This window comes from Streptomyces sp. NPDC127190, from assembly GCF_042672505.1.
In the GTDB taxonomy this organism is placed as follows: domain Bacteria; phylum Actinomycetota; class Actinomycetes; order Streptomycetales; family Streptomycetaceae; genus Streptomyces.
Map to the genome: position 1 here is coordinate 204,974 of NZ_JBHXVE010000013.1, position 24,155 is coordinate 229,128.

14 protein-coding genes are annotated in these 24,155 nt (G+C 73.8%); 3 read left to right on the forward strand and 11 right to left on the reverse strand.

The window, feature by feature from the left end; translation table 11 throughout:
• Positions 1-16: 16 nt before the first annotated feature.
• Positions 17-7,771 (reverse strand): type I polyketide synthase, encoded by a 7,755-nt coding sequence (locus tag ACFVIU_RS21515; protein WP_385844333.1) that lies wholly within the window; start codon positions 7,769-7,771, stop codon positions 17-19.
• Between the two features lie 432 nt (positions 7,772-8,203).
• Here ACFVIU_RS21515 and ACFVIU_RS21520 point away from each other — a divergent pair, with 432 nt between their 5' ends.
• Positions 8,204-9,031 (forward strand): methyltransferase domain-containing protein, encoded by an 828-nt coding sequence (locus ACFVIU_RS21520; protein ID WP_385844335.1) that lies wholly within the window; start codon positions 8,204-8,206, stop codon positions 9,029-9,031.
• Between the two features lie 12 nt (positions 9,032-9,043).
• On the opposite strand, the gene ACFVIU_RS21525 is transcribed toward ACFVIU_RS21520, so the two are convergent.
• From ACFVIU_RS21525 to nadC, 5 genes are all read right to left on the reverse strand, one after another.
• Entirely contained in the window at positions 9,044-9,463 is a 420-nt protein-coding gene (locus ACFVIU_RS21525; protein ID WP_385844336.1) for a MarR family winged helix-turn-helix transcriptional regulator, read from the reverse strand.
• A 39-nt stretch (positions 9,464-9,502) separates the two neighbouring features.
• Positions 9,503-10,510 (reverse strand): 3-deoxy-7-phosphoheptulonate synthase, encoded by a 1,008-nt coding sequence (locus ACFVIU_RS21530; protein ID WP_385844337.1) that lies wholly within the window; start codon positions 10,508-10,510, stop codon positions 9,503-9,505.
• Positions 10,511-11,195: 685 nt separating this feature from the next.
• Positions 11,196-13,427 carry an anthranilate synthase component I gene (locus ACFVIU_RS21535; protein ID WP_385844338.1) on the reverse strand — a complete coding sequence of 744 codons (2,232 nt, stop codon included), beginning with the start codon at positions 13,425-13,427 and terminating at the stop codon, positions 11,196-11,198.
• 85 nt (positions 13,428-13,512) lie between these two features.
• Positions 13,513-15,228 (reverse strand): AMP-binding protein, encoded by a 1,716-nt coding sequence (locus ACFVIU_RS21540; protein ID WP_385844340.1) that lies wholly within the window; start codon positions 15,226-15,228, stop codon positions 13,513-13,515.
• Positions 15,229-15,384: 156 nt separating this feature from the next.
• Complete coding sequence (gene nadC / locus ACFVIU_RS21545) at positions 15,385-16,308, reverse strand: carboxylating nicotinate-nucleotide diphosphorylase (protein WP_385844342.1); 924 nt, start codon at positions 16,306-16,308, stop codon at positions 15,385-15,387.
• A 318-nt stretch (positions 16,309-16,626) separates the two neighbouring features.
• Here nadC and ACFVIU_RS21550 point away from each other — a divergent pair, with 318 nt between their 5' ends.
• Both ACFVIU_RS21550 and ACFVIU_RS21555 read left to right on the forward strand, forming a co-directional pair.
• On the forward strand, positions 16,627-17,697 hold the full coding sequence (locus ACFVIU_RS21550) for an LLM class flavin-dependent oxidoreductase (protein WP_385844344.1): 1,071 nt from the start codon (positions 16,627-16,629) through the stop codon (positions 17,695-17,697).
• Between the two features lie 78 nt (positions 17,698-17,775).
• The gene (locus tag ACFVIU_RS21555) at positions 17,776-18,267 is read left to right on the forward strand and encodes a flavin reductase family protein (RefSeq protein ID WP_385844346.1); all 492 of its coding nucleotides are present in this window, start codon (positions 17,776-17,778) and stop codon (positions 18,265-18,267) included.
• Between the two features lie 29 nt (positions 18,268-18,296).
• Here ACFVIU_RS21555 and ACFVIU_RS21560 read toward each other — a convergent pair whose 3' ends face one another.
• The 5 genes from ACFVIU_RS21560 to ACFVIU_RS21580 all read right to left on the reverse strand — a co-directional run bounded on the left by ACFVIU_RS21560 (position 18,297) and on the right by ACFVIU_RS21580 (position 23,702).
• Complete coding sequence (locus tag ACFVIU_RS21560; RefSeq protein ID WP_385844347.1) at positions 18,297-19,298, reverse strand: LysR family transcriptional regulator; 1,002 nt, start codon at positions 19,296-19,298, stop codon at positions 18,297-18,299.
• Between the two features lie 353 nt (positions 19,299-19,651).
• Positions 19,652-20,287: a disulfide bond formation protein DsbA gene (locus ACFVIU_RS21565; RefSeq protein WP_385844348.1), complete on the reverse strand. Its 636-nt coding sequence runs from the start codon at positions 20,285-20,287 to the stop codon at positions 19,652-19,654.
• A gap of 44 nt (positions 20,288-20,331) precedes the next feature.
• Positions 20,332-21,549, reverse strand: coding sequence for an MFS transporter (locus ACFVIU_RS21570; RefSeq protein WP_385844350.1), 1,218 nt, complete (start codon positions 21,547-21,549; stop codon positions 20,332-20,334).
• Positions 21,550-21,662: 113 nt separating this feature from the next.
• Positions 21,663-23,216, reverse strand: a complete 1,554-nt coding sequence (locus ACFVIU_RS21575) for a class I adenylate-forming enzyme family protein (RefSeq protein WP_385844351.1) — start codon at positions 23,214-23,216, stop codon at positions 21,663-21,665.
• 21 nt (positions 23,217-23,237) lie between these two features.
• Positions 23,238-23,702: an acyl-CoA thioesterase gene (locus ACFVIU_RS21580; RefSeq protein WP_385844352.1), complete on the reverse strand. Its 465-nt coding sequence runs from the start codon at positions 23,700-23,702 to the stop codon at positions 23,238-23,240.
• Between the last annotated feature and the right edge of the window lie 453 nt (positions 23,703-24,155).

Below are 24,155 nucleotides of genomic sequence, written 5' to 3' on the forward strand. Positions count from 1 at the left end.
TCTTCGCGGTGCGTTGCTACTGCTCGCCGAGCATGAGCCGCACCAGATCGTCGGCGTCCATCTCGTTGATCCGCTGCTCTGCTGCCATCAGTTCCTGCGCGCGTTCCCGCGCCCTTTCGTCTTCCGGTTCCGCTTCCGGCTCGCGGGTCTCCGCACCGTCCGCGAGCGCCGTTTCCAGCAGGAAATCCACCAGTTTCCCGAGCGAGGGCCGGTCGAAGATCACGGTGACCGGCAGCCGGAGACCGGTGTCCTCCTGGAGCCGGTTGCGCAGCTCCACCGCGATCACCGAGTCGACGCCCAGCTCCTTGAACGGCTGGCGGTCGCCGATCGCGTCCGGGTCGGCGTACCCGAGGACGCTCGCCACCTGGGCGCGGACCACCCGGGCGGCCTCCTCCCGGCGCCGCCCCGGATCCAGCTCCGTGAGCCGCCGCGCCCAGGTCCCGGCCTCGCCGCCGGCCCCTTCCGGATCCGCCGGCTCCGACTGCCGTACCGCCTCCCGGACCTCGGGCACCTCGTCGAAGAACCGGCTCGGGCTCTTGGCGGTGAACGCCGCGTGGAACGCCGTCCAGTCCACGTCGGCGACGACCGGCGCGGCCGCGTCGTCGTCAAGGCACCGCGCCAGCGCCCCGATCGCCCGCTCCGGGTCCAGCAGCCGTATCCCGCGCCGGACGATGGCCGCGTCCATGCCGTCGCGGGCCATCATCCCGTCGCCGGCCCAGGGCCCCCAGATCACCGAGGTGGCGGGCAGCCCCTGGGCCCTGCGGTACTCCGCGAGGGCGTCCTGGTAGGCGTTGGCCGCCGCGTAGCCGCCGTTGCCCGCGCTGCCCCACATCCCGGAGACGGACGAGAACAGCACGAACGCGTCCAGGTCGTGGGTGATGTCGTGCAGATGCAGCGCGCCCTCGGCCTTGGCCCGGACCACCTCCGCGAAGCGCTGCGGGGTGAGCGCGTCCAGCGGGACGTTCTCGATCAGACCGGCCGTGTGGACGACCGCCCGCACCGGGTGGCCCTCCGCCTCCAGCTCGGCCAGCAGCCCGGCCAGCGCGGCCCGGTCGGCGACGTCGCAGGCGCGGACCGTGACCCGGGCGCCGAGCGCGGTCAGGTCCCGGGTCAGCGCGTCGGCCCCCGGTGCCGCGGGTCCGCTGCGGCTGACCAGCACCAGATGCTCCGCGCCCTGCCCGGCCAGCCAGCGTGCGGCGTGCGCGCCGAGCGCGCCGGTGCCGCCCGTGACGAGCGTGGTGCCCCGCGGTGTCCAGGACGGCCCGGTACCGCCGTCCGGCCGCGGCGCGCGGACCAGCCGGCGCACGAACACCCCGGCGTCGCGGACCGCGACCTGGTTCTCGCCGTCGCCCGCACCGGCCAGCACCGCGGGCAGCAGCCCGAGCACCGCGGCGTCCGGCTCGTCCGGCAGATCCAGCAGCCCGCCCCAGCGCTCCGGCCACTCCACCGCGGCGACCCGGCCGAGGCCCCAGACCGCGGCCTGCGCCGGTGCGGTCACCCGGTCACCGGCACCGACCGCCACGGCGCCCTGCGTCACACACCACAGCCGTGCGTCCGTCCCGGCGTCGGCGAGCGCCTGGACCAGCGTCAGGGCCTCGCTCCCGGACTCCGCGGGACGGTCCGGCGAGCCCGGCGCCGGCAGCCACAGCACCCCGGCCGACGGCGCCCCGGCGCGCAGCCGCTCCGCCAGCTCGGCCCGTCCGAGCTCCGCCGGCACCGCCAGTACGGCCGCCTCGGCGCCGCTGCGGGTGAGGGCGTCCAGCAGGGCCGGCACCGGCCGCCGGTCCGGCGCATCCGCCGCGGTCCGCGGGGCCTCCGGTACGACCACCAGCCACCGGCCGGACAGGGTGCCCAGCGGCGCCCGCGGCAGCGGCTGCCAGGAGATCCGGTACCGCCAGGAGTCCACCAGCTCCCGTTCGTCCTGCCGCCGGCGCCAGTCGGCCAGGGCCGGCAGCAGCGCCCGCAGGGCGGCCACCTCCGCGATGCCCGTCTCGGCGGCCAGCGCCTCCGCGTCCCCGCGCTCCACCACGTCCCAGAACCGGCGGTCCGCCGCGCTCTCCGGCGCCGCGGCGGGCTCCGGAGCGGGCGCCGTCAGCCAGTACCGCTCGTGCTGGAAGGCGTAGGTGGGCAGCTCCGTCCGGGTCGCGCCGGAACCGGCGAACACCGCCGCCCAGTCCACCGGCGCGCCCAGCGTGTACGCCTGCGCCAGCGAGGTCAGGAACCTCCGCGGCCCGCCCTCCCCGCGGCGCAGCGAGCCGACGACCGCACCGGACCCGCCGAGCGCGTCGATCGCCTCCTGGGCGCCCACGCTCAGTACGGGATGAGGGCTGATCTCGAACAGCAGGGTGTGCCCCCGCTTCAGGACCGTGCCCATGGCCCGCTCGAACTGCACCGGTTCGCGCAGGTTGCGGTACCAGTACCCGGCGTCCAGCTCGCGCGTGTCCAGCAGTTCGCCGGTCACCGTCGAGTAGAACGGCACCTCGCCCGCGCGCGGCTCGATCCCGTCGAGCGCCTCCAGCAGGCGTTCCCGGATGGCCTCGACCTGGGCCGAGTGCGCCGCGTAGCTCACCGGGATCCGCTTGGCCCGCACATCCCGGGCGGTGCACACGGCGACCAGCTCCTCCAGCGCCGCGGGCTCACCCGAGACCACCACCGAGGAGGGCCCGTTGACCACCGCGAGGTCCAGGCGCTCGTCCCAGCAGGGCAGGGCGCGCACCCCCTCCGCCGACAGTGCCACCGACACCATCCCGCCGAGGCCGGAGATCGCGGTCAGCGCCTGGCTGCGCAGGGCCACGATCCGGGCCGCGTCCGGCAGCGAGAGTCCGCCGGCGACACAGGCCGCCGCGATCTCGCCCTGGCTGTGCCCGACCACCGCGGTCGGCCGCACCCCGTACGACTCCCACAGCCGCGCCAGCGACACCATCATCGCGAACAGCACCGGCTGCACGACGTCGACCCGGTCCAGACCCGGCGCGCCCGGCACCTCGCGCAGCACGTCCAGCAGCGACCAGTCGGTGACCGCGTCGAGCGCCGCCGCGCACTCGTGCATCCGCTCCCGGAACACCGGGGAGGAGTCCAGCAGTTCCACCGCCATGCCCGCCCACTGCGCACCCTGGCCCGGGAAGACGAACACCCGCTCCGCGTCGCCGGCGGCCCGGCCCTGGACGACCGTCTCCGCCGGGGCGTTGCGCGCCAGCGTGTCCAGGGCGGCCTCCAGCGCGGGCCGGTCGTCGCCGATCAGCACGGCGCGGTGCGCGAAGGCGGCCCGGGTGGTGGCCAGGGAGAGGCCCACGTCGGCGGCGCCGGGTGCGGTCCGCCCGTCGAGATGGGCGCGCAGGGCGGCCGCCTGCGCGCGCAGCGCCTGCGGGGTCTTCGCGGACAGCGGCCACAGCACCGGGCCGGCCGGGGCCTCCACGGCCTCCGCGAGCGCCTCGGGGTCCGGCAGCGCCTCGGCGGCCGGGCGGTCCTCGGGCGCCTCCTCCAGGATGGCGTGGACGTTGGTGCCGCTGATCCCGAACGAGGAGATGCCCGCCCGGCGCGGCCGGCTGCCGCGCGGCCAGGGCACCGTGTCGGTGAGCAGCGCCACCGCGCCCGCGGACCAGTCGACATGCGGGGTCGGCGCGTCGATGTGCAGGCTGGCGGGCAGCCGCCCGTGGTGCAGCGCCATCACCATCTTGATCACCCCGGCGATGCCCGCGGCGGCCTGGGTGTGCCCGATGTTGGACTTCACCGAGCCCAGCCACAGCGGCTGGTCACCGGCGCGGTCCCGGCCGTACGTGGCCACGAGCGCCTGCGCCTCGATCGGGTCGCCGAGCCGGGTGCCCGTGCCGTGCGCCTCGACGGCGTCGACGTCCCGCGGGGTCAGCCGGGCGTTGGCCAGCGCCTGCCGGATCACCCGCTCCTGCGACGGCCCGTTCGGGGCGGTCAGACCGTTGCTGGCGCCGTCCTGGTTGACCGCCGAGCCGCGCAGCAGCGCGAGCACCCGGTGCCCCTGGCGCCGGGCGTCCGACAGCCGCTCCAGCACCACCATGCCGACGCCCTCGCTCCAGCCGGTGCCGTCGGCCGCGGCGGCGAACGGCTTGCAGCGGCCGTCCGGCGCCAGCCCGCGCTGCTGGGCGAACTCCACGAACATGCCCGGCGTCGCCAGCACCGTCACCCCGCCGGCCAGCGCCATGGTGCACTCGCCCTGTTGCAGGGCGCGGCTCGCCATGTGCAGCGCGGTCAGGGAGGAGGAGCAGGCGGTGTCCACGGTGACCGCGGGACCCTCCAGGCCGAGGCTGTAGGCCACCCGCCCGGAGATGACACTGGCCGTGGTGCCGGTCAGCACATAGCCCTGCCCGCCCTCGGCCGGCTCGCCCAGCCGGGGGCCGTAGTCCTGCGCGGTCGCGCCCGCGAACACCCCGACCCGGGTGCCGCGCAGCGCGGTGGGGTCGACCCCCGCCCGCTCCAGCGCCTCCCACGCCGTCTCCAGCAGCAGCCGCTGCTGCGGATCCATGGCGAGCGCCTCCCGCGGGCTGATCCCGAAGAAGCCCGCGTCGAACGCGGCCGCGTCGTAGAGGAACCCGCCCTCCCGGGCGTAGCGGACGTCCGGGTTCTCCGGGTCGTGCAGTTCGGTGCGGGGCCAGCCGCGGTCGGTGGGGAAGCCGGAGATCGCGTCCTTGCCGGCGGCGACGAGCTGCCAGAGGTCCTCGGGCGAGCGCACCCCGCCGGGGAACCGGCAGCCCATGCCGACGATCGCGATGGGCTCGTCGTCCGCGGCCGCCGCCTGCGGGGTGTCGTCCGCCGGCTGCTCGCCCGTCGACCGGGCGCGCAGGAAGCGCACCAGCTCGTCCGGTGTCGGGTAGTTGTAGATGAGGGTGGGGGGCAGGTCGGTCAGGCCGGTCGCCTCGGCCACCCGGTCCCGGAACTCGACCGCCGTCAGCGAGTCGAACCCCAGCTCCTTGAAGGTCCGTCCGGTGTCCACGGTGTCGGTCGAGAAGTGTCCGAGCACCGTCGCCACACTCGCCCGCACCAGCTCCGGCAGATCCGCCGCCGGAGCGGTGCCCGCCACCTCATGCGGGGTCTGCCCGGGCGCGGTCGGGGCATCGGCAGGTTCCCGGAGCGCCCGGTCCGGCGCGGCCGGGGCCTCGGCCGGGAGCGGCCCGGGGCCGCCCGCCGCGTCGAACCAGTACGACGCGCGCTGGAAGGCGTACGTGGGCAGGTCGACCCGCTCCTCGGCCCAGCCGGTGAGCGGCGTCCAGTCCACCGTCGCCCCGCGGACGAACGCCTCGGCCAGCGCCGCGACGACCGTGTGCTCCTCGGGCCGTCCGTCCCGCAGCAGGGGCACGACCGAGGCGCCCGGCAGCCCGTCCTCGGCGGCCAGGCCTTCCCGGGTCATCGCGGTCAGCCCGCCGGGCCCCAGCTCCAGACAGCAGGTCACGCCCTCGGCGCGCAGCAGGCGGACGCCGTCGAGGTAGCGCACGCAGGCCCGGATGTGCCGGGCCCAGTAGTCGGGTGAGCCCAGCTCGTCGGCGGTGGCGATGCGGCCCGTGACGTCGGAGATCACCGGGATCCGCGGTGCGGAGTAGTCCAGCCCCGCGGCCACCTCGCGGAACTCGTCCAGCACGCCGTCCATGTGCGGCGAGTGGAAGGCATGGCTGACCCGCAGCCGCTTGGTCCTGCGGCCGTCGGCCGCGAACCGGGCGGCGACGGCCGTGGCGGCGTCCCGGTCGCCGGAGACGACCGTGGTCCGGGGGCCGTTGAGGGCGGCGATCGACACCAGCCGCTCGTCGTCGGGCAGCGCGGCCCGTACCTCCCGCTCGTCGGCCTCGATGGCGATCATCGCGCCGCCCTCGGTGGCCTGCTGCATCAGCCGTCCGCGCGCCGCGACCAGGGTGCAGGCGTCGGCGAGGGAGAACACCCCGGCGACATGCGCGGCGGCCAGCTCGCCGATGGAGTGGCCGAGGAGGACGTCGGGGCGCGGCCCGCACCGCTCCACCAGCCGGAACAGCGCGACCTCCAGCGCGAACAGCGCGGCCTGGGTGTAACGGGTCTCGTCGAGCAGCTCCGCCTCGGGCGTGCCCGGGTCGGCGAAGAGCAACTCCCGCAAGGGACGCGGCAGATGGGGATCCAGTTCCGCGCACACCTCGTCCAGGGCGGCGGCGAACACCGGGACCGTGGCGTACAGCCGGCGTCCCATGCCGGGCCGCTGGCTGCCCTGCCCGCTGAACAGGAACGCCGTACGGCCCGCGCCCCGGGCCGTGCCGCGCACCACGTTCGGCGCGGGCACCCCGCGGGCGAGCGCCGCCAGGCCGTCCAGCAGCTCACCGGTGCCGTCGCCCAGCACGACGGCGCGCTCCTCGAACGCGGTGCGCCGGGCGGCGAGCGTGAACCCGACGCCCGCCGGGCTCAGTTCCGGGCGGCCGGCGACATGCGCGTGCAGCCGCTCCGCCTGGGCGCGCACCGCGGCGGCCGAGCGGCCGGAGACCACCCACGGCAGCGGCGAGAACGCCCCCGGCGTCCGCGCGGGCGCCGGCTCGGCCACCGGAACGGCCTCGGAGAGCACCACATGGCAGTTGGTGCCGCCCATGCCGAACGAGCTGACACCGGCCCGCAGCGGGGCGTCCTCGCGCGGCCAGCCGGTCAGCTCCGTCTGCACCCGCAGCCGCAGCTCCTCGAAGGGGATCCGCGGGTTGGGGGTACGGAAGTTGAGGCTCGGGGGCAGCTCCCGGCGGCTGATGCCGAGCGCCGTCTTGATGAGCCCGGCGACGCCGGCCGCGGCCTCCAGATGCCCGATGTTGGTCTTCACCGAGCCGACCAGCAGCGGTGCGTCCGGCTCCCGCCCGGGGCCGAACACCGCGCCCAGCGCGGCCGACTCCAGCGGGTCGCCCTTTTTCGTCCCGGTGCCGTGCAGCTCGACGTAGCTCACCTCGGCCGGGTCGACACCGGCCCGCTGGTACGCCTCGCGCAGCACCTCCTCCTGCGCCCGGGCGCTGGGGACGGTGAGCCCCTCGCTCGCCCCGTCGTTGTTCATCGCCGTGCCGTCGATCACGCAGTAGATCCGGTCGTGGTCGGCGAGCGCGCGGGAGAGCGGCTTGAGGACGACCAGACCGGCGCCCTCGCCCCGCACATAGCCGTTGGCGCGCGCGTCGAAGGTGAAACAGCGGCCGTCCGGGGACAGTCCGCCGAACGTCTCGGAGTGCCGGGTGCTCTCCGGGGAGAGGTTGAGGTTCACCCCGCCCGCGAGTGCCAGCTCCGCCTCGCCCCGCCGCAGACTCTCGCAGGCCAGGTGCACCGCGACCAGCGAGGACGACTGCCCGGTGTCCAGCGCCATGCTCGGCCCGCGCAGATCCAGGGTGTACGACACCCGGTTGGCGATGATGCTGCGGTGCAGGCCGGTCATGCTGTGCCGGCCGGCCGTGGCCGTGCCGTCGCGCCGCACCGCGGTGGCGTAGTCGTCCCACATGACGCCCACGAAGACACCGGTTCTGCTGCCGCTCAGCTCCGCCGGGACGACACCGGCGTCCTCCAGCGCCTCCCAGCTCAGTTCCAGCATCAGCCGCTGCTGCGGATCCATGGCGGCGGCTTCCCGGGGCGATATGCCGAAGAATTCCGGGTCGAACTGGTCGACCTGGTCCAGAAATGCACCGGCACCGGCATCGAGCCCGCGTCCGGCCGGGGCCTGCGATACGGCGTCGGTACCCTCGCGCAGCAGTGTCCAGAAGGCCTCGGGGTTCGGTGCGCCAGGGAATCGGCAGGACAGTCCGACAATGGCGACGGGTTCACCGGTCACGCTGGTGCGGTCAGCTGCGAATGGCCGGGCGGTGCGCATGAATCTCCCGAAAGTCCGACGACCGAGAATGTGGCTGGAAGAGAGCGGAAGAAGGGACGGAGGAAGGGACCGGGATACCGGGCCGCGCCCTGGTGGTGCGCGGTCGCTCAGGGTGGCGGAGCGTGTCCGTCCGCCGGTGCAGACTGCCTGATCGCATCAGGCACAGTCAGTAGACCCCGACGCTCCGTGGGCTGTCCAATAACATCGCCCATGGCATCGATAACCCGTCTTATGAGGGGCGTGCTCAACACGGCGGAAACAACTCGGAAATAGCGCGGAATAGGGGCTCCAGGTGGGCCGAGTAGTGCGTTGACAAACGGAGTTCACTGTTTGTAGCGTCCGAGCGGCGGTGCGCGTGCACCGGTCGGGGAAATAAGGAAGGGCATATCAGGGATGGCCGAACAGCAAATTCCCACCGCGGCGGATGTCGGCAGCATGTACGACCAGTCGACGGACCTTCTCTCCGAAGTGATGGGGGGAAATATCCACCTCGGTTACTGGCACAGTGACGAGGACGACGCGTCGGTCGAGCAGGCCACCGACACCCTGACCGACATGGTCGCCGAGCGGCTGGGACTCTCCTCGGGCCTCAGGGTGCTGGACGTCGGCTGCGGCAGCGGCAAGCCCGCCGTCCGGATCGCCGGCCGGTGGGACGTACACGTCACCGGCATCACCATCAGCGCCCAGCAGGCGGAGACGGCCGCTGCCCGGCCCGAGGTCGGCGAGAACAGCGGCCAGGTGGCCTTCCGGCAGGGCGACGGCATGGCCCTGCCCTTCGGCGACGCGCAGTTCGACGGCGTCTACGCCATCGAGTCCTTCCTGCACATGTCCGACCGCGGCAAGGCCATCGCCGAGGCGGCGCGGGTGCTGCGCCCCGGGGGCACGCTGGTCACGGCCAACCCGTACCAGCAGGGTGAACTGGACGAGCGGGAGGCCGAGATCGTCGCGGCGAACCGCCGGCTCTTCCAGATCCCGCCGCTCGGTGACGCGGACACCTACGTCGCCCACATGGAGAACGCGGGCCTGAAGGTCGTCGAGGTGCTGGACATCGGCGAGAACGTGCGGCGCAGCCACACGCTGGCCGCAGCCGCCATCCGGCAGGCCACCGAGACCTTCGACGACGCGTTCAGCGAGCAGCTCACCGAGGCCGCCGACATCATCGAGCGCTTCGGGGACCTGCCGCAGGTCGGCTACGGCATCATCGTCGCCCGCAAGCTCTGACGCGCAGAGCGGTCAGGACAGGATCCGGCGCAGCAGATCCCGCAGCAGCGCCCGGTCCTGTTCCGGCAGCGCGGCCAGCGGTTCGCGGGCGAAGTCCAGCGAGGCGTGCACCTGCCCGGCGGTGGACCGGCCCGCGTCCGTGGAGACGACCAGCTTGACCCGGCGGTCGGCGGGGTCGGGCCGGCGCTGCACCAGACCGCGGGCCTCCAACCGGTCCACCAGCCCGGTCACATTGGACGGTTCGCACTTGAGCTGCTCGGCGATCCTGCGCATCGGCAGCGGGCCGTGCGACAGCAGGGCGAGCAGCCGCGCCTGGGAGCCGGAGAGCCCGTGCACGGCCGCGGCCGCCTCGTACTCGCCGTAGAAACGGGACACCATCGTGCCGATGAGGTCGATGACCTCCAGGGTCAGCGGAGACCTGGCTAACGTCATTTCACCAGCTTAACCATGCAGGTGACGGACTGTCCGGAGTCAGTACAGTTCGGCCAACGCAAAGGCCAGATCCAGTGCCTGCTCTTGGCCGAGGCGGGAACCGGCCAACTCCAGCCGGACCCCGCCCGGATGGCCGCCGAGGGCGCGGAGCACCTCGAAGAAGCCGCCGATCTCGTCCAGCACCCGGGCGGGCGTCCCATCGGGCACCGGGTCGCACACCCAGCCCACCGGGGCGCCGCTCGCGGTGGCCTTCGCCACCAGCCCGGGCAGCCGGTCCCGCACCGCCGCCGCGCCCATCCGGACGAGGAACGTCAGCCGTCCCGGCTCGCGCCCCGGATCGAGGCGGTCGACCAGCGCAGGCACCTCGTCGGCCGCCGTGGCCGGCCCCAGCCGCACCCCGAGCGGGTTGCGGATGCCCGCGGCGTACGCCACCTGCGGGCCGTCGGGCCGGCGGGTGCGCCCGTCGAGCCAGAGCAGATGCCCGGACAGACCGTACCGGCCGCCGCGCTCGGCGGTCCGGGTCAGCGCCCTCTCGTACGCCACGTCCCGCGCCTCGTGACCGGTGAAGAACTCCGCCCTGCGCAGCGCCTCCGGCGTCGCCCCGCAGGCCTCCATGAAGCGGATCGCCGCGGCGATCCGCCGGGTCAGGCGGGTGTGCCGGGCTCGCGCGGGGGAGCGCGCCACGAAGTCCTGGATCTCTCCGTGCACCCGCCGTACGTCGGTGTGGTGTCCGGCGGTGAGCCCGCGCAGCAGGTTCAGGGCCGCGGCCGTGGCCTGGTACGTCCCCCGCGCCGGCGCCCCGTCGCCGAGCGGTCCGACCACCTTCACGACCGGACGCGCACCCGCGTAGGAGAGTACGACGGCCATCCGCAGCAGCGTCCCGAACGCCTCGGCGACCTGCCCGCCCGCGACGTCGTCCGCGGCCAGCAGGAACGCCTCGCCCCGCGCGACCGCGGCGAGCCGCGCCCGCAACCGGTCGCACTCACCGGGCAACAACAGCGGCGGACACCCCGCCAGTTCGGCGAGCGCGCCATCGACCCCACCCATCAGCCACCCCCCTCACCCACGCCACCGCGCTCGGGACCCGCTCCGGTGCCGGAGGGCGTGCCGCCGAGGAGCGCCGGCTTCGTGCCCGGGCCCGGGGATCCACCTGGTGGGGGTGCCGTGGTCGGCCGGGGTGCCGGGTTCGGGGCCGGATCCGGGGGTCCACCTGGTGGGGGTGCCGTTGTCGGCCAGGGCGCTGGGGTCGTGCCCGGGCCCGGGGGTCCACCTGGTGGGGGTGCTGTGCTTGGCCGGGGTGCCGGGTTCGCGGCCGGGCCCGGGGGCCCACCTGGTGGGGGTGCTGTGCTTGGCCGGGGTGCCGGGTTCGTGCCCGGGCCCAGGGGCCCACCTGGTGGGGGTGCCGTGGTCGGCCGGGGTGCCCGGTTCAGGGCCGGATCCGGGGGTCCACTTGGTGGGCGTGCTGTGCTTGGCCAGGGCGCTGGGGTCGTGCCCGGGCCCGCGGGACCACCCCGTGGGGGTGCCGTGGTCGGCCGGGGTGCCCGGTTCAGGGCCGGATCCGGGGGTCCACTTGGTGGGCGTGCTGTGCTTGGCCCGGGCGCTGGGGTCGTGCCCGGGCCCAGCGGCCCACCCGGCGGGCGCGCCGCTCTCGGCCGGGGTGCCGGGCGCGCGGCCGGGTGTCTTCCGGCGGGGGGACGGGGGGTTCTTGTTGTGGAGGGGCCGGGTGGGGTGGTCACGAGCGGGGGCCGGTCACCGAGGCGGCCGTGCGGCCGCGGGCGAGGGAGGTCACGGCGCCCGCGACCACCAGATGGCCGCTCCGGCCGCCCGCCGACATGATCGACTCGGGGTGGAACTGCACCGCGGCCAGCGGCCGTTCCCGGTGCTCGACCGCCATCACCACGCCGTCCCAGGTCTCCGCGGTCACCCGCAGCTCCGCCGGCATCTGCGCCGCGCTGGCGTACAGCGAGTGGTACCGGCCCACCGTGAACTCCCGGGGCAGCCCCGCCAGCAGCCGGCTGTCCTGCGCGGTCACCCGGACCTGGGACGACTTGCCGTGCACCGGCCGGTCCAGCACCCCGAGGCTGCCGCCGAAGTACTCGACGAGCCCTTGCAGTCCGAGGCAGACCCCGAACACCGGCAGGTCCAGCCGCTCCGCCTCGGCGAGCGTCGCGCCCAGCCCGAAGTCGGCGGGGCGGCCCGGCCCCGGTGAGAGCACCAGCAGATCGGGCCGTTCCCGCGCCAGCACCGGCAGATGCCCGGGGCTGCGGTACGTCGTCACGCTCGCGCCGGTCTGCCGCAGATAGTCCGCCAGGCAGTGCGCGAACGAGTCACGGTGATCCACCATCAGGATCCGCAGCCCCTCGCCCGGCCGGTCCGGGCCCACGGCCAGCGGCCCCGGACCGGAGTGCGGCAACGGCACGGTGAGCACATCGAGCAGCGCCCGCGCCTTCAGCTCGGTCTCGGCCTCCTCCGCCTGCGGCGAGGAGTCGTACAGCAGGGTCGCCCCCGCCCGCACCGTCGCCACCCCGTCCCGCACCTGGATGGTGCGCAGGGTCAGCACCGTGTCCAGTGTGCCGTCGAAGGCGAGGCAGCCCACCGCGCCCGCGTACCAGCGGCGCGGCGAGCGCTCCACCCGCTCGATGAACTCGACCGCCGCCAGCTTGGGCGCCCCGGTGACGGTCACCGCCCACAGATGGGCGAGAAAGCCGTCCAGGGCGTCCCGGCCCGGCGCGAGCACCCCGCGCACCCGGTCCACGGTGTGGATGAGCGTCGCGTACGTCTCGATCCGCCGCCGCGCCGTGACCTGCACCGAACCCGGCACACAGACCCGCGCCTTGTCGTTGCGGTCGACATCCGTGCACATGGTCAGCTCCGACTCCTCCTTGACGGAGCCGAGCAGTTCCCGCACGCGTTCGGCGTCCTCCAGGGCGTCGCGGCCCCGGCGGACGGTCCCGCTGATCGGCGCGGACTCCACCACCAGCCGGTCGCCGAGCCCGGCCGGGTCGCCCTCGCGCCGTACCCGTACGAACATCTCCGGGGAGGCGCCGATCAGATACTCGCCCTCCCCGAGGTTGGCCAGCAGGCTGTGCGGAGCGGGGTTGGTCTCGCGCAGCCGTCTGAAGAGCACGGAGGGCGGCTCGGCGCAGGCTCGGCGGAACACCTGGCCGGGCACCACCTCGAACAGGTCGCCGGACCGGAACAGCTCCTTGGCCCGTTCGACCACCTCGGCGTACTCACCGGGCGCGTGGTCGCGCAGCCGGCCGGGGGAGCCGGGGCCGAACGGCGCGGCCTCGGTGGTGCGCTCCAGCCCCTCGGTGCTCGCGCCCTCGGCGCTGAACTCGTAGACGTGCCGCAGCGCCTCGTCCCGGCGCAGATCCAGCTCGTGGATCTCGTCCGGCAGATGCAGCACCAGGTCGCGGTCGTCCGGGTCGCGGACCTGGTGCAGCTCGACGGGCTCCACCTGGAACAGCAGGTCGTAGCCGAACGCGCCGTACAGGCCCAGCAGTCGGTCGTCCGGTCCCGCCATGGCCGCGAGCAGCGCGCGCACCGCCTGGAACACCCCGGCGTGCGCGGTACGGTCCTCCTCCGCGAAGACCCCGCCCGGCCCCGGCGCCCGTCCCACGACCTCGTCGGCGTCGGCCGACCACTCGGTCAGCACCGGCTCCAGCGCCGCCCGCAGCGCGGGAAGCAGCACCCGGCCCCGGGAGTTGAGCGCCCGGACGGCCACCCGGTCACCGCGCACGCTCACCTCGACGGGCGGATCGGCATAGCCGATGACCAGGTCGTCACCGCAGTACCGCAGCATGCCGCGCCGCTGGTCGAGGGTGTTCTCCAGCCGGGCGCGGGCGAGCCGGGCCGGACCGGCCGGCAGCGTCGAGCGGTGCACGCCCACCCCGGCGGGCGTGGTCCAGCGTGCCGTGCGCCGGTCGGGCCAAGGGGTGCCGACGGCGTCCGTCAGCGACATGAGAACTCACCTGCCTGAAAGAACCGGAAAAGATAAGGGGAGACGGCGCGCGGCCGGCGGACCGGATGCGCGGCTGCCGGGCCGGTCAGGGACGGTCCACCGGCGCACCCGCGCGCAGCACATGGCGCTGGAGCTTCCCGGTGGCGCCGATCGGCAGCGCGGCGACGAACTCCACGAGCCGCGGATACTTGTACGGGGCTATCTCCGACTTGACGAACTCCTGGATGTCCCGCGCGAGTTGCTCACTGGGCTCGACCCCGGGCGCCGGCACCACGAAGCTCTTGACGACCGAGCCGCGCTCCGCGTCGGGCACGCCGACCACCCCGCAGTCGAGGACGGCCGGATGACGCAGCACCGCCTGTTCGACCTCGGGGGCGGCCACGTTGTAGCCGGCGGTGACGATCATGTCGTCGGCGCGGGCCTGGTAGCGGAAGTAGCCGTCGGCGTCGCGGACGTAGATGTCGCCGGTGATGTTCCAGCCGTCCTGGACCTGGGCGCGCTGCCGGTCGTCGCTGAGGTAGCGGCACCCGGTCGGCCCCTGCACCGCGAGCCGCCCCGGCACGCCGTCCGGCACCACGGCGCCGTTCTCGTCGATCACCCGGGCCCGGAAGCCGGGCACCGGCCGGCCGGTGCAGCCCGGCCGGATGTCGTCGTCGGCGGCCGAGATGAACACGTGCAGCATCTCCGTGGAGCCGATGCCCTCGATGATCCGGTGACCGGTGGCCCGCTCGAAGGCGTGCCAGGTGTCGGCCGGCAGCGCCTCCCCGGCCGACACACAGCGCCGCAGGGACCGCAGATCGTAGGTGTCGATCCGGCGCAGCGCCGTCCGGTAGGCGGTGGGCGCGGTGAACAGCACGGTGACGCCGTGCCGGCCCACCGCGGTGAACAGCTCCTCCGGGGCGGCCTTCTCCAGCAGCAGCGCCGACGCGCCCGCGCGCAGCGGGAACACCAGCAGTCCGCCCAGGCCGAAGGTGAAGGCGAGCGGCGGGCTGCCGCCGAACAGGTCGTCCGGCCGGGGCCGCAGCACCCGCGCCGAGAAGGTGTCCGCGATGGCCAGTACGTCGCGGTGGAAGTGCATCGTCGCCTTGGGCAGCCCGCTGGTGCCCGAGGTGAACGCGATCAGGGCGACGTCGTCCGCGGCCGTCGGCACCGCCGCGAACTGTGCGGGCTTGGCATCGGCGCGCCGGTTCAGCTCGCTCCCGGCGTCCCCGTACTCCATGACGCGCAGCCCCGGCAGACCGGCCCGCTCCAGCTCGTCGGTGTAGCCGCTGTGGCACAGGGCCAGGCCGATGCGGGCCTTGGTGGCGATCTCGCGCAACTCCGTGGCGCGCAGCAGCGCCATGGTCGTCACCGCCACCCCGCCCGCCTTCAGCACCGCCAGCCAACAGGCGGCCAGCCAGGGCGAGTTGGGCCCGCGCAGCAGTACCCGGTTGCCCGGCACCAGACCCAGGTCCTCGGTCAGCACCCGGGCGATCCGGTCGACATGCTCCCGCAGCAGCCCGTACGACCAGACCCGGCCGGACCCGTCGCGCAGGGCGGGCCGCTGGGCGCCGAACCGGGCGATGGTCGCGTCCAGCAGCTCCTCCGCGCAGTTGAGCCGCCCGGGATAGTGCAGCTCCGGCAGGTCGAAGACCAGCTCGGGCCACTCCCGTCGCGGCGGCAGACTGTCGCGGGGGAAGGTGTCCAGATGCGCGGACGGTGCCAGTGGTTGCAACGTCGCTCCTCGGTCAGGGGCCCCGCCGCGGAGACACGCCGATTTCTCTGTCTGGGCTCCGCGTGCCGGGGCTTCCGGTGAGCCCATGCTGGGGGCGCACCGTCCCTTGCGCCCTGGCCGTGGCACCTTCCTGCACCTTCGGGCAGTGGGGTGGCCCTCGGCCGCCCCGGCGGAGTACGGGCCCGCGCGGGGCCGCCCCGGCTCAGGGCCGCTCTTTCGGATCTTGCCGGCGAGAGAAAGGCCCTAGTCGCGCAGCCGCAGCGCGATGTCGAGCGCCGGCGCGGAGTGGGTGAGCGAGCCCACCGAGAGGTAGTCGACGCCGGTCTCGGCATAGGCGCGGGCGGTGTCCAGGGTGAGCCGGCCGGAGGATTCCAGCAGGGCACGGCCTGCGACGACGGCCACGGCCTCGGCGGTCGCGGCCGGGGTGAAGTTGTCCAGCAGGATCAGGTCGGCGCCCGCGTCGAGCACCTCGTGCACCTGGGGCAGGGTGTCCACCTCGACCTCGATCGCCAGCTCGGGAAAGCGCCGGCGCACGGCCCGGAACGCCTGGGCGACCCCGCCGGCCGCGACGACATGGTTGTCCTTGACCAGGGCCGCGTCGGACAGCGACATCCGGTGGTTGACGCCGCCGCCGCACCGCACCGCGTACTTCTCCAGCGCCCGCAGCCCCGCCGTGGTCTTGCGGGTGTCGCGGACCCTGGCCCGCGTACCGTCCAGGACGTCGGCCCAGCGGCGGGTCGCGGTCGCGATCCCGGACATCCGGCACAGCAGGTTCAGCGCGCCGTTCCCGGCGGTGAGCAGCGCACGGGCGGGAGCGGTGAGGCTCAGCAGCACCTGCCCGGCCTCGACCCGTGCGCCCTCCTCGGCCCGGCGCCGCACCGTGAACCCCTCGGCGCAGGCGACGGACAGCACGGCCTCCACGACCCGCAGCCCTGCCACCACGCCGTCCTGCCGGGCGGTGAAGTCACCCACCAGGACGGCGCTTTCGGGCACCAGGACGGCCGTGGCCCGGTCCACCCCGGTGCCGGTCTCCTCCCCGACCACCCGGCGCGCGACCTCCTCGACGTGCTCGGGGACGAGACCGGACCGCGCGAGCAGCGCCGCGAGATCGGGATCCAGCCCGCACGCGGGCCGGCGGTCGGTACAGGCGAGGACGGAAGTGTTCATGACCACCGTTTCCGAAGGACGCCGACGGGACGCCCCGACGTTACCGCCGGTCGGCACCAATTCCCTTGCCCCGTACACGAATTGGCGCGAAGGCGGAGGGAGGACAGGAGGGGGATCAGATCCCTTATCGAGGTGATAGCGCACCTTATTTGACGGCCCTCGCGGCCGGTTGCCACAGTTGCCTGGCTTGAGCGGCGGGTTCCGCGGTGCCTCGCGGACCCCTTCGGAGCCGATTGCCGCCGCACGGTGAGACCGCTGGGCCGCCTCGTCGCCTCACCCTCTGCCCACGACGGCACAACCTTCCCTCAGGAGAGTCCCGTGGACTTCGGTCTGAACTTTTTCCCGGTCTTCACACCTGATCACAAGCCCGCCTCGCAGTTCTACCGCGAGGCCATCGCGCTCAGTCAGATCGCGGAGGAGTACGGCTTCGACCACGTCCAGACCGTGGAGCACTACGGCACCCCGTACGGCGGCTACAGCCCGGACCCGGTGACCCTGCTCTCCGCGATCGCCGCCCGCACCAAGACCATCCGGGTCGCCACCGGCGCGGTCATCCCGGCCTTCTCCCACCCTCTCCAGCTCGCCAGCAAGCTCGCGATGCTCGACAACATCTCCGAGGGGCGCCTGGACGTCGGCTTCGGCCGGGCCTGGCTGCCGCAGGAGTTCGAGTGGCTGGGCGTGTCCATCGACGAGAGCCGCCGCCGCTTCAGCGAGGGCATCGAGGCCTGCCGCCGGCTGTGGACCGAGGAGAACGTCGTCTTCGAGGGCGAGTTCCACTCCTTCGGACCGGTCACGCTGTCGCCCCGCCCGTACCAGCAGTCCGGCCCCCCGGTGTTCGTGGCCTCCGCCTCCAGCCCCGAGTCCTGCGCCGCGGCCGGCCAGGCCGGCTACCACCTCCAGATCGTGCCGACGATCGTCAGCCCCGAGACCGTGGTGGAGATGCTCACCGCCTACCGCAAGGCCTGGGCGGACGCCGGCCACCGGGCGGGCGCGGCGCGCATCCAGCTCAAGTACAACTGCTACCTCTCCGACGACCGCGACGAGGCGCTCCGCCGCGGCGAGGAGATGGAGAACAACCACGTCGTGCTGATGTCGCAGGCCGCCGAGGGCTGGCTGCGCAAGAGCTCGGACCAGTACAAGGGGTACGACAAGCTCGTCGACAAGGCGCGCGAGTACGACTTCGGCAAGGCGCTCGGCGACGGCCGGATCCTGGCCGGCAACACGGACGACGTGGTGCGCCAGCTGGACACCACCCGGGAGAAGTACGGCGACGACCTGTGCGTCAGCATCCAGGTCAACTCCGGCTACACCGACTTCCGGGACTCGGAGCGGACGCTGCGCCTGTTCGCCGAGCAGGTCGCCCCCCGGTTCCGCCCCGCCGCTCGCTGACCGATCGCGGCGAAGCCGCCGGGCCGCCAGGGGCTCATCCCGTCGACGAATGCGAGGTGGACCGTGCTGGAGGCGCGGATGTCCGTGGTGGAACCCGAGACGTTCCGCGACGCGATGAGCAGCCTGGCGTCCGGCGTCGCCGTGGTGACCGCCGCCGACCGCGAGGGCGGCCCGCGCGGACTGCTGGTGTCCTCGCTGTGCTCCTACAGCGCGTCGCCGCCGTCGGTGCTGCTGGCGGTCGACCGGCGGTCACGCTGCTACGCACCGCTGCTCGCGGCCGAGGAGTTCGGCGTCCATCTGCTGCACGCCGGACAGGGCGCGGCCGCGGCGGCGTTCGCGAGCCGCGCCGACCACAAGTTCGCCGGGCAGCAGTGGTCCTGGGACGGACCGGTGCCCCGGCTGGCCGACGCGCTGGTGTACCTGCGCTGCCTGCGGGCCCGGGTGGTCGAGCACGGCGACCACGCGGTCCTGATCGGGGACGTGACCCGCTGCGAGGCCGCGCCGGGCGAACCGCTCGTCTACTTCCGGCGCACCCTCGACTGGCGGCTGACCGCCCCCGACCGCCCCTGATGCCCGGCCAGGTGCGCCGGTCCGGCGCGTCAGTTCCAGCCGCGGCCGCAGGCGAGGAGCCTGCTCTGGGCGGCGGCGACCTGCGGACGGGACACCGCGTCCCCCTCGCGGGTCGCCAGATACATGGTGGTGATCGGCGGTATCTCGGGGGCGAGCAGCGGGACGAGCGTGCCGCGGGCGAAGTCGTCGGCGCACAGGTACGTCGGGACCACGGCGATGCCGATCGACGCCCGGAGCGCGGCCAGCACCGCCCGGTGGTCCGGCACCACCACATCGGGCGCGTTGGGCGCCGGCCGGTGGAAGACCGACCACCAGTAGTGGTCGATCAGCGGCACCGACTCGGCGTAGGCGACCAGCGGCCGGTCGGCCAGCACCTCCGGCGCACCGCCCGCCACCAGCTCGGGCCGCAGCACGCGGGCCAGCTCGGGCGAGGCGACCAGGCTGCACTCCTCGTCGTACAGGGGCAGTGCGGTGATACCCGTCAGCCGGGGCCGGACCCGGACGACGACGACATCGAGTTCACCCGCGGCCAGCTGGGGCAGCAGGACGTCGGAGAGGGCGAGGGTGGTGCGCAGCTGGAGGCCGTCCCCGAGCATGTCGGCGAGGGCGGGCAGGATCCGCTCGCCGATCAGGTCGCTGGGCGCGCCCAGCCGCAGCGGGCGGGCCGGACCGTCGGTGCCGAAGTAGCGCTGGAGCACGAAGTCCAGGGCGTCGACCGCGCCTTCGGCGTCCCTGGCCAGCGACTCGGCGGCCGGGGTGGGCCGGGAGCCGGTGGCGTGCCGGACGAACAGCGGCACGCCCACCCGTTCCTCGAGCATCCGGATCTGCTGGGTGACGGCGGGCTGGGAGATGCGCAGCCGCTGGGCGGCCTTGCCGAAGGAGCCGGTGCGGTAGACCTCGACGAAGGTCCGTAACAGGGCCGGGTTCAGCGGCCCGGTCTCCTCTTTGCAGTCCGCGGCCGCCGCGTGGCGGTGTGCGTGCGGCTCCGGGGCGCGGCGGCGGTCCGTGGTCGTGACGCGTGCTGAGGGCATGTGGAACTCCCTGTGTTCAGCCGGGCGGACGGTGGGGGGTGAGTACCGGGGGCCGGACGGCCCCAGGGGCTGCTACGGCATCGGACCGGTGCCCGGCGCGCGGTCAGGCCGTGGAGCCGTGCGCATCAGGTGATCCGCGGGGCGGCGGCGCCGGTCCGCTCCGCGACGGGTGGTTCGGCGGCCGGCCGGCCGGAGGTCGTGACGGTCATGCGCCCCTCCCTGGGATCGTCAAGTGCTTAACGAACCCACTGTGCGTGCTGAGGGCGCGAGGACAGCGACGGGCGGCAGCTTGTTGCCGTTCCCGGAGGAACATGGCAAGAAGCTGCCGCCTACAGGCGAAATGCCGTCCCGGGTCAGTCGAAGACCGGCCCGGTCTCCCGGCTCCGCTTGAGCTCGTAGAAGCCGGGTGTCGAGGCGACCAGCAGGGTTCCGTCCCACAGCCGGGCCGCCGCCTCGCCCTTGGGGGCCGGGGTGACCACCGGCCCGAAGAACGCGATGCGTTCGCCGTCCGCGCCGGGCAGCGCGATCACCGGGGTGCCCACCTCCTCGCCCACCAGTTCGATGCCCTCCCGGTGGGAGGCGCGCAGCGCCGCGTCGAAGGCGTCGGTGTCCGCGGCGTCCGCCAGCCGCTCGGGCAGCCCGGCCTCCGCCAGCGCGGCGGTCAGGGTGGGCCGGTCCCGCGGCAGCCCCCGCGGGTGCAGCCGGGTGCCCAGCGCGGTGTACAGCGGGCCCAGGACCTCGCCGCCGAACTCCTGCTCGGCGGCGATGCACACGCGCACCGGGCCCCAGCCCGTGCGGACGATCTCCCGGTAGCGTTCCGGGAGATCGTCGAGCCCGTGCTCGTTGAGCACCGACAGGCTCATCACGTGCCAGCGCACCCGCACCGGCCGCTGTCTCTCCACCTCCAGCATCCAGCGGGACGTCATCCACGCCCAGGGGCAGATGGGGTCGAACCAGAAATCCACCGCGGTCGCGCCGCTGTCCGGCATGGCCGAACTCCTTTCCCCGGCCGGCTGCGAGCCGGTCCGTTCCTTCAGGCCGCTGCCCGCGGCCGGGTCGCCAGGGTGACCGTGATGCTGAGGGCGGCGAGCAGGCTGATGATGACGGCGAAGACGAGGGCCGAGGTGAGCAGCGGCAGTTCCATGACCATCACCCCGATGCCGAGCACGGGCACGGTCAGGCCCAGGTAGGCCGAGGCGAAGTAGCTGGAGACGACCTGGCCGACCCGGTCCGGCGGTGCCTGGTGGGACACCATGGCGAGGCCCGCGCGGAAGGCGAGCCCGCTGCCCGCGCCGCCGATCACCGAGCCGACCAGGAAGAGCGCCAGCGAGGTGGCCGGCAGCGCGGCCACGAACAGGCCGAGCCCGACCGGCACCGCCACCATGCCGGCCACCGAGCCCACCCGGGGCGCCAGCCGGGCGCCCACCAGCTGTGCGGCCGCCGCGGAGCCGAACGCGCAGAACGCGACGACGCCCACCATCAGATGGCTGGTGATGTGCAGACCGCTGACCAGGAACTTGCCCGCGAGCGCCGCGAGCAGCCCGAGCAGGGCGAAGGAGCCGAAGACCGCGACCGCCATCGCGGTGAACACCGTCCGCATCTGCGCCGGAACCCCGAGCCGCTGCGGCCGGAAGCGCGCCGGACCCTCCCGGCGTACCGTCTCGGGCATCAGCAGCAGCCCGAGCCCGGGCAGCAGCAGGGCCCCCAGCACCAGGTACGACACCGTCAGCGGAGCGGACACGTACTGCACCAGCACCCCGGACAGCAGCGCCCCCGTCCCCAGGCCCAGCATGTTGGCGACCGAGGAGGTCAGCGCGGCCCGGCCGCGGTCCTGGAACAGCTCGCCGAGATAGGCGGTGGCCGCGCCGTTGGCCAGCCCCACCGACAGGCCGGTCAGCAGCCGGCCGGCAATGATGCCGGGCAGGGTGTGGAAGCCGGCGAACACCGCACAGCTGGCCAGGGCGAGACAGACCGCCGGGACGATCGTCGCCCGCCGCCCGATCTGGTCGGACAACGAGCCGAAGAGCATCAGGGCACACAGCGCCCCGACCGCGAACGCGGCGAACACGGCCGAGACCACGACCGGGGTGAGAGCGAGCCGCTGGGCGTACAGCGAGTACATCGGGGTGGGCACCGTCCCCCCGAGCAGCAGCGTGAACACGATGTAGGTGACCGTCCGGACCGCCGCCGTCCGGCGTTCGGGCCTGGCGGGTGTGCTGGCCGCCGGCATGTGCAGCCTGGGTGTCGGCATGGGCTGTTCTTTCTCTGACTGACGTACCGGAAGAGGTGACCCGGGCGTGCCGTCGGGGGGGAGCAGCACGCCCGGGTGATCCGGGGGGGGGGGAGGGGAGGAGGGCGAAGGCGTCACACGCTCTGATAGGCGTCCCGCATGGTGCGCTTGAGTGCCTTCCCGGTGAGGCCGATGTGTTCGTCGGGCGCCTTGACCACGAGCCGGTCGATCACCGGGAGTTCCCGCTGGGCCAGCACGGCGTTGATCCGGGAGCGCAGGTCCGCCAGATCGGTGCCGGCCGACGGCAGGTCGACGGTGAGGACCAGCCGCTGCGCGGCCTCGGGGGCCGGCCGGGAATGGACCAGCGAGCAGTCGAACACCTCCGGCACCTGCCGCATGATCAGCTCCTCGATCTCGCAGCTGTAGATGGTGCCGTGCGGGGTGTCGATGCTGTCGGTGGTGCGGTCGACGTGGTAGAAGCGGCCCTCCTCGTCGCGGTAGGCGAGGTCGCCGGTGAGCCAGTAGCCCCGCACCCGGTTCTTCTCGCTCAGCAGCGAGTTGTTCCAGTAACCGGCGGTCACCGTGGGGGACTTCAGCGCCAGCCGGCCCACCGTGCCGGGCGCCGCCGGCTCGTCCTTGTCGTCGAAGACCTGGGCGTCGATCCAGTCGAAGGGCCGCCCTATGCACCGCCCGTAGCGGTTGGTGGTGGGGGAGTGGACATTGCGGAACATGGCGAAGCCGAACTCGGACGAGCCGAAGTTGTCGATGAACAGCGACCCGGGGGCCGGCCGCCCGCTGCGGTCGCGGTGGTTGCCGAGCTGGACGAGCTTCCTGATGTGCCGCTCGTGGTTGGCGTCACCGGTGGACATCCAGCGGGCGACCGAGCCGAAGTCGTAGCGGTCCAGGTCGAGCCGGCACAGGTCGACGAAGACCTTCGGGAAGGCGGCGACCAGCTCGGGCCGGAACTCCTCGATTCCCCGCGCCAGTTGCTCGCCCTCGCGCGCGGTGACCAGCAGCACCCGGCTGCCCCGGGCCACGCAGGACATCAGCACGGAGATCGCCGAGGCATGGCTCTGCGGCAGCGCGGACAGCACGCGCCGGCCGAGGTCGGCCCCGATCTGCTGCCGGATCCCGAAGAAGAAGCCCGTGTGGTTGAACTGGACGGCCTTCGGGACGCCGGTGGTGCCGGAGGTGTGTGCGATGAGGACGGGGTCGTCGTCCGCGTGGGTGAACGCCGTGTAGGGGCCGGTGGCGTAGGGCTCGGCGTCGTAGTACGGCAGGTCCAGCGCCGTACGCTCGAGCCTGCCGTCGCTGACCACGGCGACCGCGCCGACCCGGGAGACGAACGCGGCCGCGATGTCCGGCCGGAGCCCGCTGTTGAGGAAGACCGGAATGGCACCGATCTTCGTCAGGGCGATGTAGTGGATCAGATAGCGGACACTCTCGTCCAGGAAGACCGCCACCGGGTCCTTGGCCTCGATGCCGTCACGCTGGTACCCGGCGGCCACCCGGTCGGTCAGCTCGTCCAGTTCGGCGAGCCCGAACTCCCGTACCGTGTGCCCCTCGGGGTGCCGGTACTCCTTGTCCAGCTCGATGACGCTCGCTGCGGCGGTGCCGCCGACGGCGGCCGCGGTGCGGAAGAAGTTACCCGCGCCCAGCCCGTCGACGAGCATCAGTTCGTCTGCCATCTCGGTCTCGTCCTTCCGCTGTCACGTCGTCGCGTCGGCCACCGGGACCAGCCACTCCTGCATCGCGTCACGGATGTCGCCGGGAATCGGGACCGGGCGGTGCTCGTCGAGCGACATGCACACCAGGACGGCCTTGATCTGCACCCGGACGTCGGACGGGTCCGGGCCGGTGCACGAGAAGCGGAGATGGAACGAGCTGGTGCCGATCCGCGGCACCGACAGAGCGAAGCGCACGGTGTCGCCCAGCCGGCTCGGGGCGTGGAAGTCACACTCCAGCCGCACGGTGGGGATGCCGAGGCGCCGCTCGGCGAACAGCCCCGCGTAGTCCGTCCGCAGTCCGGTCTCGAACCACTCCTGGAGCAGCTCGTTCATGAGCAGCAGATACTGCGGGTAGAACACGATGCCGGCCGGGTCGCAGTGGTGGAACCAGATGCGCTTGTCCCGCGCGAAGATCGGTGTCGCGTCGTCAGCAGCTGTGGTGTGCACGGTTCCCGGGTCTCTTCCGTCGCGTCGTGGGGCTGTGCCCTGTCGGGGACGCCTCGCCGGAAGCGTAGGGGGCGGCCCGTCCCGCCCCCGCCCGCGAGTCAGCAAGCTGCCAAACCGGGGGCGGGGACGGGACGGGCCCTAAGGGCCTGTCTTTCGGATCTTGCCGGCGTCGCGGGCCCTGGCACGCACATCTGCTGCGTTGTCGTCGCTCTCCCCCACGCTCGGCTGCGCTCGCGCGGGGGGACCCCCATCGCTCCGCGTCGCTTCCCTCCTCCGCCTTGCATCTGCACGCACCAGAGCCCGCTCGGGTTGGCCAGAAGGCGCCGGCGCCGCAGCCGACCTGATCCGAAAGACAGGCCCTAGTGACCTGAGTCAGAGATTCGTCGTTGGTCGGGCATGAGTCGTCCGGGTCCGAAGATTCCGCCGTTGTCGGTCACTGACGCCCAGCGGGCT